This is a genomic window from Streptomyces sp. NPDC046727 (assembly GCF_040645635.1).
Taxonomy (GTDB): Bacteria; Actinomycetota; Actinomycetes; order Streptomycetales; family Streptomycetaceae; genus Streptomyces.
The window spans coordinates 38,670-51,548 of sequence record NZ_JBEYYR010000053.1 but is presented as its reverse complement, the minus strand read 5'-3'; the positions used below and the strand labels follow the sequence as shown (position 1 = coordinate 51,548).

The following is a 12,879-nucleotide window of genomic DNA, read 5'->3' as shown; positions in this document are numbered from 1 at the left end:
GACTCCGCCACCACACCCGCGACGCCAACCGTCCACTGATCACCCTCGGCATCATGTGATCAACCAGGACACATCACCTGAACGACGCGGCCCTGGGGATCACCGCCCCCAGGAATCCCCACCGCCAAAAGCCGGCAGAAACCTTTCCGGGAAATACCCCGACTTCCGGGCATGGCGATCTCGGAACCCGCGCTGCTACGCTCGCGCCGTTGCCTGCGGTGACCTCATTCACGGCTCGGGGGGCGAGGGTCCATGAAGGTCGGCGTCACTCTGCCCTTGGCGGAATATCCCGGAAAACAGCCCTCGTACGAAGAGATAAGAGCCCTCGCCCGGCAGGCGGAAGCAGCCGGTTTCGACTCCCTCTGGTGCTTCGACCACCTGCTCTTCCGTGAGGACGGGGAGCCGGCCGAGGGCATCTGGGAATGCTGGACCACCCTCAGCGCGCTCGCCGAGGCCACCTCCCGTATTCAGCTCGGGACACTCGTCCTGTGCACCGCGTTCCGGAATCCCGCCGTCCTCGCGAAAATGGCGGTCACGCTCGACTCGATCAGCAATGGCCGGCTCATTCTCGGACTGGGCGCGGGCTGGCACCAACCGGAATTCGAGGCGTTCGGCCTCGATTTCGATCACCGGGTGGCCCGCTTCGAGGAAGCGGTGCACATCATCGCGTCACTGCTGCGCACCGGAAAGGCGGAATTCGACGGCCGCTACTCCTGGGTCCACGGCGGGGAACTCCGGCCACGCGGCGTACGCCCGGCCGGCCCGCCCCTGCTGATCGGCGGCTCAGGCCCCCGCATGCTGCGGGCGACCGCCCGCCACGCCGACCTGTGGAACGGCTGCTGGTTCGGGGACCCGGCCGGCTTCGCACCCGTGCTGCGCACCGTGCGCGAGTCCTGCACCGCCGCCGGCCGCGACCCGTCGACCCTGCGCATCACCGTCGGGGTGAACGTCGTACCCGCCGGCCGGCCGGAACCACCGGACCCCCGGCGCCCCGTCCTCAGCGGCACCCCCGCCGACCTCGCCGCAGGTCTCGCCGGCTACCGCGACCTCGGCGTCGACCACCTCGTCTGCAACCTGAACCCCCATCACGCGGCGGCGCAGCGCGCCCTGGCCGAAGCCCTGCGGTGCTACCGGCGCGAGCCGGACCCGACCGAGGAGGGACCCCTTCGATGACCTGGACGATCGACGAGGCGAGGGTGATGCCCTTCCTCAAGGCGGCCCACCGCCGGGATCTGCTCGCCGGGCTGCGCCGTGCCACGCCCGTCGCGCCTCCCGGCCCCGCACCGGAGCCGGAGCACATACCGGGCGCCGAGGCCAAGAGTTTCAAGGACGGGAAGGACTTCAAGGACGGCAAGGAATTCAAGGACTACAAAGATCGCAAGGATTTCAAGGACTACAAGGACCTGAAAGACCTGAAGGACCGCAAGGACGGCAAGGACCGTAAGGACACCAAGGACGGGAAGGACTTCAAGGACTCCAAGGACGTCACCGACGGCGCCTGGACGCCCACCGGGTCCGCCGCGCCGCTCGTCGCACGGCCCGTCGAGCAGACGGAGACGATGGCGTCCGGGTCCGCCGCCGGCGCCGAGGACAGCCTCCTGTCCGTCCTGCGCGCCTCCCGGGCCAGCCGGTTCCTCAGGGAGCGTGGCCTTGTCATCTGAAACGACACCTGAAGCAGCCTCCGAAGCCCCCGCCGACCTGGTCGTCGTGGCCGACCCGCAGGACCCCCTCGCCGTCGAACTCGCCGCCTACGTCACCGAGCAGGGCCGCTCCGTCGCCGTTCTCGACGTGTTCGACGCGGCCCAGCTGTTCACCGTCACCGTCCGAGCGGGCACGGCGACCGTCGATCCGGTGGTCCCGCTGGTCCTCCTGCTGCCCGCCCCGCCCGAACGCCGGACCGGCTTCGACGCCGAGTTCCACCTCGGCGAGTGCTTCGCCCAGCTGTGGGCGGTGGCCGCGCTCACCCCCGCCCCCGTGGTCAACCGCCCGGCGGGCACCCTCGTGGCCGGCCGCACCGCCCGCTCCGCCGCGGTGACCGCCCGGCGCGCCGGGGAGCACGGCAACGGCGAGCTGTTCTCCTGCGGTTACCCGCAGCCGGGCAGCCCCGAGGGCGAGGCCTTCTGGGTCGAGGACCTCGGCACCCTGCGCGCCCGCCGCTGGCCCGAACGGCCCCCCGGCACCGGCCCCTACCGGGCCCGCTGGACGGACACCGACCCCGCCACGGAGACGGTCGTCGTCCTCGGCGACCGCGCCTGGCACTGCACCACCGCCGACCTCGACCATCTCGACCTGGAATCGCGCAGCACGGCCGCCGCGACCGCCCTCGGCCTGGACCTGGCCGCCCTGGTGTGGCGGGTCACCGACGGCACGGCCACGGCGCGCCTGGTGCACGTCGAGCCGTTCCCCTCCCTGGAGCAGCTGCGCATGGTCTGGCTCGGCCTCGGCCCCCGGCTCATGGAGGTGCTGTTCCCGTGATCTACGCCCTCGGACTCGCCACGGACGGCACACTCGCCCACTTCGCCGACCGCGCCGCCGCGGACGTCACCCTCGTCGACCTCGGCGAACTGGCGGCCGACGGCGCCTGGCGCCTCGCGCTGCCCGACGACGGCGACAGCTGGCTGCTGGCCGGCGACCAGCGCCACGACCTCCGCCCGGGCGACGGCTACTACTGCCGGCTCGCGGACCTGTCCGCCCTGGAGGACGACGTCGTCCGCCGCGTCCGCTGGCGCGGCCTGATGGCCGCGCTCACCGCCTGGCTCGACACCGTGCCCGGCACCGTCGCCAACCGCCCCGGCACGGCCGGCGACAACGGCTCCAAACCGCTGCACGAAGTCACCCTGGCCCGCTGCGGTTTCACCGTCCCCGAGAGCCTGACCAGCTCGGACCCCGGCCGGCTGCGCGCGTTCGCCGCCGCGGGACCGGCCATCGTCAAGGCCCTGTCCGGCGTGCGCGCCGACAGCAGACTGGTCACCCCCGAGGAGTTCGACACGTTCGTACCGCACCAGGGGCCCGTGCACCTCCAGCGGTACGTGGCCGGCAGCGACGTCCGCGCGCACGTCTGCGGAGACGCCGTACACGCCGAGGAGGCCGTGTCCAGCGCGGTCGACTACCGCACGGCACCCCCCGAGGACGTCACCTTCCGCCCCCACGAGCTGCCCGCCGCCCTCGCCGCACAGCTCACCGCCTGCACCCGCGACCTCGGGCTCGCCTTCGCCGGCTGGGACTTCAAACGCGACGCGGACGGCACGTACTGGTGCCTGGAGGCCAACCCGATGCCCGGTTACGACTGGTACGACCGCCGGGCCGACGGCGCCATCACCGCCTCGCTGACGGACCTGCTGACGGGAGGCCCGGCGTGATCACGGAGCTGCCCCTGCTCTCCGCGGAGGACACCGAGGACGTACGCGGGCGTGTGCACGCGCTGCGCGAGCACTGGATCTCCCGCGGCGGCGAACCGCCCGCCTTCCTCACCCTCGGTACCCCGAGCTACCTGGACGTCGCCGAACGCCCCGAGACCGGCCACTACGAACGCCACGGCGTCGCCGCCCGCCCCCTGCTCCTGGAGCACTTCCAGGACCTGTACGACCTGATCGGCAAGGCCCTCACCGACCACCTGGACGCGCCCGTCCGCTACCCGGACCACCTCGCGCTGCCCGGCTTCCACATCTGGCTGGAGGCCGCCATCTTCACCCGGCCCCAGGCGCCCGTGCACTTCGACCTCCAGTACCAGGCGTTCGACTGGCCGCCGGGCACCGACACCGACCAGCTGCTGTCCTTCACCCTGCCCCTGCGGGTGCCCGCGGCCGGCGGCGGACTGAACCTGTGGGAGGCGACGTACCAGGACTTCCGCCGCTCCCTGGCACGCGGCTGGGTGGAGAGCGCCGCCGACCTGCAACGCTTCCACACCAAGCGGTACGTCCCCTACACACCCGGCCGGCTGTACGTCCACTCCGGTCACGTCCTGCACCAGGTCGCCCCGAGCGGCAGCGTCCAGCCCGGCGACGAGCGCCTCACCCTCCAGGGCCACGGCGTCCGGTGCGCGGACCACTGGCTGCTCTACTGGTGACCCCATGGCCGTTCTCACCGCCGCCGACCTGGACGACTTCACCGAGCGCGGCTACTGCGTGCTGCGCGGCGCGTTCGACGAGCGCCGTGCCGCCCCGGCCCGGGACGCCGTCTGGCGGCGCATGCGGGACAAGGCCGGCATCGACCGTGCCGACCCGCGCACCTGGCCCGCCGCGTACGACATCGAGGAGCGGCTCGACCTGCCCGAAGTCCGCGCCTGCTTCCCCGACGTCCTCGCGCGCGCCGTCGTGGAACTGGTCGGTCCGGGCCGCTGGCGCGGCGACCGGGACTGGGGGTTCTGGCCGGTGAACTTCGCCCACGGCGCGGACCGGCCGGCCGGGGCGGTGCCGGCGGAGGGCTGGCACGTCGACGGCAACTGGTTCCGGCACACGCTCGACGCGCCCCACCAGGGCCTGCTCCTGATCGGTCTGTTCTCCGACATCACCCCCGCCGGTGGCGGCACCCTGGTCGCCGCCGGCAGCCACCGCCGTACCGCCCACGTCCTCGCCCGCCACCCCGGAGGGCTCCGCCACCGTGAGCTGTTCGACCTGGTCCTGGCCGAACCGCTCGGCAATATCACCGAACTCACCGGCAGCGCCGGGGACGTGGTCCTCGCGCACCCCTTCCTCTTCCACACCCGCGGCTTCAAACACACCGGTCCGCCGCGGTTCATCAGCAACACCGAGGCGGGCCTGACCGCACCCCTGCGCCTGCACGGCGGCGACGGCTCGGCCTCCTCCGTCCTGGAGAGGTCCATCCGCTGGGCCCTCGCCGCACCCCCGCCGGTCTTCACCGACCCGGTGCGCTGCCGCTTCTGACCCGGTCCGGGCGCCGCGGGACGGCGTGCCCCTGTGGCGCCGCCCACCCTGTCAATGTGATGGTTTTCGCACATCGACCCGTGCGGGCACCCCCTAAGGTGGCCGCGAGTACGGCAGGGCGTGGCTGACACCAGGGTGTTCGTCGCCGGCAGGCAGCTGAAGGGAATCCAGGATGTTCCGCAAGGTGCTGGTCGCCAACCGTGGAGAGATCGCGATCCGCGCGTTCCGGGCGGGCTACGAACTCGGGGCGCGCACCGTCGCCGTGTTCCCGCACGAGGACCGCAACTCGCTGCACCGGCTGAAGGCCGACGAGGCGTACGAGATCGGGGAGCCGGGGCATCCGGTGCGGGCCTACCTCTCCGTCGAGGAGATCGTGGGCGCCGCCCGCCGGGCGGGCGCCGACGCCGTCTACCCGGGCTACGGCTTCCTGTCCGAGAACCCCGAACTGGCCCGCGCCTGCGAGGAGGCGGGCATCACCTTCGTCGGCCCCAGCGCGGCCACCCTGGAGCTGACCGGCAACAAGGCCCGCGCGGTCGCCGCCGCCCGAGCGGCCGGCGTGCCCGTGCTCGGCTCGTCCCAGCCCTCCACCGACGTGGACGAACTGGCGCGCGCCGCCGAGGAGATCGGCTTCCCCGTCTTCGTCAAGGCCGTCGCCGGCGGCGGCGGGCGCGGCATGCGCCGCGTGGCGGACCCGGCCCAGCTGCGCGAGTCCATCGAGGCCGCCTCCCGCGAGGCCGCGTCCGCGTTCGGCGACCCGACCGTCTTCCTGGAGAAGGCCGTCGTGGAGCCCCGCCACATCGAGGTGCAGATCCTCGCCGACGGCGCGGGCAACGTCATCCACCTCTACGAGCGCGACTGCTCGGTGCAGCGCCGCCACCAGAAGGTCATCGAGCTGGCCCCCGCCCCCAACCTGGACCCGGAGCTGCGCGACCGGATCTGCGCCGACGCCGTCCGCTTCGCCCGCGAGATCGGCTACCGCAACGCCGGCACCGTCGAGTTCCTCCTCGACCGCGACGGCAACCACGTGTTCATCGAGATGAACCCGCGCATCCAGGTCGAGCACACCGTGACCGAGGAGGTCACCGACGTCGACCTGGTCCAGGCCCAGCTCCGCATCGCCTCCGGCGAGACCCTCGCCGACCTCGGCCTCGCCCAGGACACGGTCACCCTGCGCGGTGCCGCCCTCCAGTGCCGTATCACCACCGAGGACCCCGCCAACGGCTTCCGCCCGGACACCGGCCGGATCAGCGCCTACCGTTCCCCGGGCGGCTCCGGCATCCGGCTCGACGGCGGCACCACCCACGCCGGTACGGAGATCAGCGCGCACTTCGACTCCATGCTGGTCAAGCTCACCTGCCGGGGCCGCGACTTCCACGCCGCGATCGGCCGGGCCCGGCGCGCGGTCGCCGAGTTCCGCATCCGCGGTGTGGCCACCAACATCCCGTTCCTGCAGGCGGTCCTGGACGACCCCGACTTCCAGGCCGGCCGGGTCACCACCTCCTTCATCGAGCAGCGCCCGCACCTGCTCACCGCCCGTCACTCCGCGGACCGCGGCACCAAGCTGCTCACCTACCTCGCCGACGTCACCGTCAACAGGCCGCACGGCGAGCGGCCCGACCTGCTCGACCCGCTGACCAAGCTGCCGCCGTTGCCCGCCGGCGAGCCGCCCGCCGGGTCCCGCCAACTCCTCGTGGAGCTCGGTCCCGAGGGCTTCGCCCGGCAGCTGCGCGAGTCGCCGACCATCGGCGTCACCGACACCACCTTCCGCGACGCCCACCAGTCCCTGCTCGCCACCCGCGTGCGCACGAAGGACCTGCTCGCCGTCGCCCCGGTCGTCGCCCGCACCCTGCCGCAGCTGCTGTCCCTGGAGTGCTGGGGCGGCGCCACCTACGACGTCGCGCTCCGCTTCCTCGCCGAGGACCCCTGGGAGCGGCTGGCCGCCCTGCGCGAGGCCGTCCCCAACATCTGCCTCCAGATGCTGCTGCGCGGCCGCAACACCGTCGGCTACACGCCGTACCCGACCGAGGTGACCGACGCCTTCGTGCAGGAGGCCGCCGCCACCGGCATCGACATCTTCCGCATCTTCGACGCCCTCAACGACGTCGGCCAGATGCGCCCCGCCATCGAGGCCGTACGGGAGACGGGCACGGCGCTCGCCGAGGTCGCCCTCTGCTACACCGGCGACCTCAACGACCCGGCGGAGCGGCTCTACACCCTCGACTACTACCTGCGCCTCGCCGAACAGATCGTCGAGGCGGGGGCCCACATCCTCGCGGTCAAGGACATGGCCGGCCTGCTGCGCGCCCCGGCCGCCGCCCGGCTCGTCTCGGCGCTGCGCCGCGAGTTCGACCTGCCGGTCCATCTGCACACGCACGACACCGCGGGCGGCCAGCTCGCCACCTACCTCGCCGCGATCCAGGCCGGCGCCGACGCGGTCGACGGCGCGGTGGCCTCCATGGCCGGGACGACCTCGCAGCCGTCGCTGTCCGCGATCGTCGCCGCCACCGACCACTCCGACCGACCCACCGGCCTGGACCTCCAGGCGGTCGGCGACCTGGAGCCGTACTGGGAGGGCGTCCGGAAGATCTACGCACCCTTCGAGGCGGGCCTCGCCTCGCCGACCGGCCGCGTCTACCACCACGAGATCCCCGGCGGCCAGCTGTCCAACCTGCGCACCCAGGCTGTCGCGCTCGGCCTCGGAGACCGCTTCGAGGACATCGAGGCCATGTACGCCGCCGCCGACCGCATCCTCGGCCGCCTGGTCAAGGTCACCCCGTCCTCCAAGGTGGTCGGTGACCTGGCCCTGCACCTGGTCGGCGCCGGCGTCTCCCCGGACGCCTTCGAGTCGACCCCCGACAAGTTCGACATCCCCGACTCGGTGATCGGCTTCCTGCGCGGCGAGCTGGGCACCCCGCCCGGCGGCTGGCCGGAGCCGTTCCGCACCAAGGCGCTCCAGGGCCGGGCCGCGCCCAAGCCGGCCCCCGAGCTGTCCGCCGAGGACCGGGACGGACTGCGGAAGGACCGCCGGGCCACCCTCAACCGGCTGCTGTTCCCCGGCCCGACCCGGGAGTTCGACACGCACCGGCAGAGCTTCGGCGACACCAGCGTGCTCGACAGCAAGGCGTTCTTCTACGGCCTGCGCCCGGGCAAGGAGTACGCCGTCGACCTGGACCCCGGCGTCCGGCTGCTGATCGAGCTGCAGGCGATCGGCGAGGCCGACGAGCGCGGTATGCGCACCGTGATGTCCACGCTCAACGGCCAGCTGCGGCCCATCCAGGTCCGCGACCGCGCCGCCGCCTCCGACCTCCCGGTGACGGAGAAGGCCGACCGCGCCAACCCGGGCCATGTGGCCGCGCCCTTCGCCGGTGTGGTGACCCTGGCCGTCGCCGAGGGCGACGAGGTGGCGGCCGGCGCCACGATCGCCACCATCGAGGCGATGAAGATGGAAGCGACGATCACGGCCCCGAAGGCGGGCCGCGTCTCCCGGCTGGCCATCAACCGGATCCAGCAGGTGGAGGGCGGCGACCTACTGGTCGAGCTGGGCTGACGGCCGGGCGAGGACGTCCTCGTACGTTGCCATGAGGCGTTGGCCGAGCTGCTGTACCGCTACGGAGTAGAGCATCTCGTGCGCGAAGCGGAACCGCGGCTCGGCCGACTCCTCGTCCTCCCGCGCGGTGAGGAGGCGTCCGACACTGCCCCGGAGCAGGGTCTCCAGCTGGTAGGGGGCCTGGCCCGTCAACAGAGCGAGGTCCGATTTGGTGAGCCCCGCGGGGCTGGCCGCGATCAGGCCGATCACGTTCTGATGGTCCGGCCCTGCTGTCAGTACGCTGTACAGCTCGCTGAAGGCGGCCTGGGAGATGTCCCGGGCCGACGGTGGCGGCTCAAGCGTGCGGATCCGGCAGTGGCGCAGCGGATGCCAGGGCGGAACGTCGTCCGGCAAGGGCATACGTCGGCCGGCCACGAGCACCCGAAGGCCCTCCTCCGGATTCTGCGGCAGCAGCGAGGCGATGCTGGTCGAACCGGTCCGTGGTCCACGGTCCTCGTCCAGGCCGTCCACCAGGAGGAGAAGCCGCCGGCCGTCGGCACGGGCCCGCGCCGCGGCGCGCGCGAGGAGCCGACGGCGCATCACGTCCCGTGCCTCGGAATGCATCGCCAGGGTCGCGGGGATCGTGTCATCGAGCCACCAGGCCAGTTGCTCGATGAGGGTGTCGGTGAAGGCCATGCTGTCGGCGGGCCCCGCGAGGCGATGAGCGGTGAAGAACGCCACGATGTCGACATCGGCGGGCGGGTGCAGCGCGAAGGACGAGAGCAGCGCGGTCTTGCCCGTCCACGGGGCGCCCTGCCACAGGGCGTACGGTTCGTCGCCGTGGCAGAAGGCCGCCAACTCGGTCAGCTCGGCGTCCCGGTCCAGCAGCCTGACAGGGGCCAGATCGCGCATACGGTCGAAGTAGGGGGCCACCGGCTCCGGTTCCGGACTGGGGACTTCCGCCAGCTCGTCGATCTGCCCGAGGCCCAGCAGCGCGGCCAGCTCTTCCTGATCCTTCGAACCGTTCAGGACGCGCTCGATCCGGACGGCTTCCAGGCGGCCGGTGCCATGCTCGGTGTCGTGTCGGTTGATGACACCCACGATGCGGCCTTCGGCCCACACGGGTGCGCCCCCGAATCCCGCCCAGGGGGAGGACACAAGACTGTTGGCGGGCCCGGCCGGCGCACCGGTCACGTTGATCTCCAGTGTGCCGCTGTGCAGGTTGGACAGGCTGGATGTGGTGCCGAAGAGGTGGGCCAGGTCCGTGACGGTCCGGGCGGCGGATGCGTCGTGGCGCGTCTTGAAACGGGGGAAGCCCGCCGCTTCCACGGACACCACCGCCGGCCGGCCCGTGATGCGGCCGTAGCGAACGGGAGGGACGACCGGCGCGTGGCTGGGCGGTTCGAAACGCAGGACGGCGACGTCGGCGGTTTCGTCCACCCACGCGACGGTCGCCGAGCCGGCCCACTCCTCGCCGCGGAAGCGGAGCCACACAGAAAACTCGGCCGTCTCCCGCACCACATGAGCCGCGGTCAGCACGCAGTCGTTCGTCACCCGATAGCCCGAGCCGGCGCGGTAGCCTCCCCCGTTTGAGCTCAGCCCCCGGACCTCGGCGATGCGCTCGGCGTCCAGATGCTGCGAGTAGTCGGGGCGGGCGGCTCCTGCTCGCGGCGGCGGCACGGCTTCCGCGGCCTCGGCCGCCGTCGGGAAGATGGTGACCGTGATCAGGCCGTGCCGGATGACGACCACGGGCTCCGGCGAGCCCACGGTCTGGCAGTCCGCGACCGAGCGGGGCAGCCCCGCTCCCACGGACTCGACCAGCTTCACCCAGGTGAGCAGCCGGGCCAGACGGAAGTTGCGCGGCTGGGACTGGCCTTCCAGCGCGCTGAGCCGCACCTGACCGTCGGGCACCTCCGACGGGCCGCCCCAACTGCCGGGACTGATCACCTCGATCCGGTCGTCGAAGACGTGGACCTGTACGCACGCGTCCTGTTCGGCGTAGTCACGGTGGACGACCGCGTTGGCGATGATCTCCCGTACCGCGATCATCGGGTAGCGGTAGGTCGTCTCGCTGTACGCACTGGTGGCGGTGGGCGACTCGCCGAGCTGGGACGACCTCGCCACGAAGTCCCGGGCCTTGACGATGAGTTCCGGAATCGTGCCGTGGAGATCGAGGCTCTCCACGGGGTCGGTCTTGTGGGTGCCGCGGAACCGGACGCACCGCACCATCGCGGAGGGCAGCAGCGCCGTCGGGTTCTGCCCGAACAGCAGCACCCCGGCGAGGGTGGGCTGGCCGTCCGTCAGGAGTCCCGCGCGCTGCAGGAACTCGTCGCACGTCAGCTGGTGAGGCAGGGTGGCCGCCATGTCGTCACGCAGGTCACGTCGGAACGCTTCGATCCGCTGCTGGCTGAGCGCCGCGCCTCGCGCGATGTCGTCCAGGGGAGCGGAGCGGGGTTCGGAACGGCGGACGGTGCCGGTGGTCCCGGGCCGCTCCTGCCGGGGCAGGGGGACGGCCGGCTCCTCGGCCGACGGTGCCGGACGGCGGGCGATGGGGACGGCCCCCGCGCCGTCGAACTTGCGGTGCGGCCGGTGACCGTCGAACTTGACCTGCACGAGGTGCGTGAAGAGGTCGTCCAGATCGACCCTCTGATCGGCGTTCCGGTCGACGGCTCGGGTGAGCAGGCCGTCGACCAGTGCGCGGGTGAAGGGGCTCGGTTCGCCCCGTGCCGCGGCGTCGGCCGCTTGATCCGTCGCCGAGGTGGCGGCGATCACGTAGCGCCCCTGGCCGGACAGCTCGTCGAGGACGTCGTCGCCGCCCTTGAAGCCTCCGCTGAAGCAGCAGTCCAGGATGACGATCTTCACCTGGGCGAAGCTGTCGGCGATCACCTCCGACAACAACGACCCGGGGAGCGTGGTGGCGGGCAGTCTGTCGGCTCTGGTGTTGCCCGCGCACAGATAGAGCCGCCGGTTGCGGTTGCGGCCGTGACCGCTGTAGTAGAACAACAGCGTGTCGTCCGGCTCCGCGGTGCTGAAGAACTCGTCGACGGTCTCGACGATCTCGGTGGAATCGGCCTCGGGCAGCAGGCGTACCTCGCTGCGGTCGAAGAGACCGGCCGACTGGTCCGTGAGTGCGTCGCGCAGCAGGATGCCGTCCGCCTTCGGGCCCTGCAGTTCGGGCAGGGCTCCCGGGTCCCGGGGATACCGTGAGTTGCATACGATCAAGGCCCGGTACATGCAATCCCCCGGTGCTGACAGCGTGGTTGGCGGCCGACAGCCAGCCTAGCCAGTGCCCGTCGGTGTTCACCACACACTCGCCGCCGGCCGCATCGGCCGGCGGCGAGCACGGGGTGAGGGTCACCCCCGCCCGATGAGATGGCGCAGGTGGGCGAGATGCAGGTTGGGGTCGCGCCGGGTGGAGGAGGCCGAGCTGGGCACGTAGACGGTCCGGCCGCGCACGGCCACGGACGTCGGGTTGGACAGGCCGTCCCGTGCGGTGAGCAGGTCCGAGAAGGTGCCGTCGGCCCGCACCAGGACGACCTTGCTGCCGGAGTTCAGCGCGGCCAGCACGCTTCTGCCGTGTCCGGGGAAGGCGAAGTCGTCGATGCCGTTGAGCCCCTCGGCTCGGGTCTCGACAGGGCCGGCGGCGCCGTCCGGGCCGACGGGGATGCGCAGCAGGGTGGCCCGGTCGGTGTTGGAGACCCACACGGCGTCCCGGCGGACCTTGATGCCGTTGGCGCCGTAGCCGGAGCCGGTCGGCGCCGGGAGCGGGGCCAGCTCCGCGCCCGTCGCCCAGGCCGTGGCCGTGCCGCCCGTCCGCGGGACGCGCCAGACGGTGCCGTGCACCGAGTCGGCCGCGTAGAGCATGCCGCGGCGCTCGTCGAGGGCCAGCCCGTTGGGCAGCCCGTCGGCGGGCAGCGCGGCGATCTGCTGCGGTGCGCCGCCGTCGGGGGCCAGGCGCCAGATGCCGGTCTCGCTGGTGCCGGTGGCGTAGTTGACGTACAGCGTGCCGTCGTCGGCGCGGGCGATGCCGGTGACGACGGGACTCTGGACGAGCGGGGTGGCCCGGTCCGTGACGGCGGGCAGGGTCGCGCGGATCCGGGTGCTGCCGTCGGGGGTGACATGGGCGACCTGCCGGGCGAAGGCGAAGGTCAGGTCGGCGGAGCCGTCGCGGTCGAGCGCGATGTTCTCGGGCGTCTGCCCGCCGGCCAGGTCGAAGTGGGCGACGATGCGCGCGTCGGTGACGAGCGGCTCGTCGCCGGTCGCGGGCGCGGCGGTGACCAGGCCGAGCGCGAGCGCGGCTGTGGCGGCGCCGGTCAGGCGGGGGAGTCGGGGCATGTGACCTCTCTTCGTGCGGCGCCGCGCGTGGCGCCGGCGTGCGGGGTCACACCAACATGACGGGGGTCGGGCCGCCGGTGGCGGGAGCCGGGCCGCGGGATCGCCCGCGCGGACCACCTTCCCGCACCGTACGAG

The 12,879-nt window shown here is 72.6% G+C and carries 9 protein-coding genes; 7 read left to right on the top strand and 2 right to left on the bottom strand.

The window, feature by feature from the left end; translation table 11 throughout:
* The first annotated feature begins 252 nt into the window (after positions 1-252).
* The 7 genes from ABZ937_RS39785 to ABZ937_RS39755 all read left to right on the top strand — a co-directional run bounded on the left by ABZ937_RS39785 (position 253) and on the right by ABZ937_RS39755 (position 8,430).
* The gene (locus tag ABZ937_RS39785; protein WP_361699742.1) at positions 253-1,173 is read left to right on the top strand and encodes an LLM class flavin-dependent oxidoreductase; all 921 of its coding nucleotides are present in this window, start codon (positions 253-255) and stop codon (positions 1,171-1,173) included.
* Positions 1,170-1,661: a hypothetical protein gene (locus ABZ937_RS39780; protein ID WP_361699740.1), complete on the top strand. Its 492-nt coding sequence runs from the start codon at positions 1,170-1,172 to the stop codon at positions 1,659-1,661. Before ABZ937_RS39785 ends, ABZ937_RS39780 begins: the two co-directional genes overlap by 4 nt.
* Positions 1,651-2,475, top strand: a complete 825-nt coding sequence (locus tag ABZ937_RS39775; protein ID WP_361699738.1) for a hypothetical protein — start codon at positions 1,651-1,653, stop codon at positions 2,473-2,475. Before ABZ937_RS39780 ends, ABZ937_RS39775 begins: the two co-directional genes overlap by 11 nt.
* Positions 2,472-3,359 (top strand): hypothetical protein, encoded by an 888-nt coding sequence (locus ABZ937_RS39770; RefSeq protein ID WP_361699736.1) that lies wholly within the window; start codon positions 2,472-2,474, stop codon positions 3,357-3,359. The genes ABZ937_RS39775 and ABZ937_RS39770 overlap by 4 nt, the downstream gene beginning before the upstream one ends.
* Positions 3,356-4,066 carry a hypothetical protein gene (locus tag ABZ937_RS39765; protein WP_361699734.1) on the top strand — a complete coding sequence of 237 codons (711 nt, stop codon included), beginning with the start codon at positions 3,356-3,358 and terminating at the stop codon, positions 4,064-4,066. The genes ABZ937_RS39770 and ABZ937_RS39765 overlap by 4 nt, the downstream gene beginning before the upstream one ends.
* Before the next feature lie 4 nt (positions 4,067-4,070).
* Complete coding sequence (locus ABZ937_RS39760; RefSeq protein WP_361699732.1) at positions 4,071-4,883, top strand: phytanoyl-CoA dioxygenase family protein; 813 nt, start codon at positions 4,071-4,073, stop codon at positions 4,881-4,883.
* Between the two features lie 172 nt (positions 4,884-5,055).
* Positions 5,056-8,430, top strand: coding sequence for a pyruvate carboxylase (locus tag ABZ937_RS39755; protein ID WP_361699730.1), 3,375 nt, complete (start codon positions 5,056-5,058; stop codon positions 8,428-8,430).
* Here the strand turns inward: ABZ937_RS39755 and ABZ937_RS39750 are convergent.
* The gene (locus ABZ937_RS39750) at positions 8,410-11,631 is read right to left on the bottom strand and encodes a caspase family protein (protein ID WP_361699728.1); all 3,222 of its coding nucleotides are present in this window, start codon (positions 11,629-11,631) and stop codon (positions 8,410-8,412) included. The genes ABZ937_RS39755 and ABZ937_RS39750 overlap by 21 nt on opposite strands.
* A 132-nt stretch (positions 11,632-11,763) precedes the next feature.
* Complete coding sequence (locus ABZ937_RS39745; RefSeq protein ID WP_361699726.1) at positions 11,764-12,744, bottom strand: hypothetical protein; 981 nt, start codon at positions 12,742-12,744, stop codon at positions 11,764-11,766.
* Between the last annotated feature and the right edge of the window lie 135 nt (positions 12,745-12,879).

What these genes read in the sequence shown, in the direction of transcription:
- ABZ937_RS39780 (WP_361699740.1), top strand. Translation starts at nt 1,170, where the DNA reads ATGACCTGGACGATCGACGAGGCGAGGGTGATGCCCTTCCTCAAGGCG.
- ABZ937_RS39785 (WP_361699742.1), top strand. Translation starts at nt 253, where the DNA reads ATGAAGGTCGGCGTCACTCTGCCCTTGGCGGAATATCCCGGAAAACAG.
- ABZ937_RS39755 (WP_361699730.1), top strand. Translation starts at nt 5,056, where the DNA reads ATGTTCCGCAAGGTGCTGGTCGCCAACCGTGGAGAGATCGCGATCCGC.
- ABZ937_RS39745 (WP_361699726.1), bottom strand. Translation starts at nt 12,744, where the DNA reads ATGCCCCGACTCCCCCGCCTGACCGGCGCCGCCACAGCCGCGCTCGCG.
- ABZ937_RS39760 (WP_361699732.1), top strand. Translation starts at nt 4,071, where the DNA reads ATGGCCGTTCTCACCGCCGCCGACCTGGACGACTTCACCGAGCGCGGC.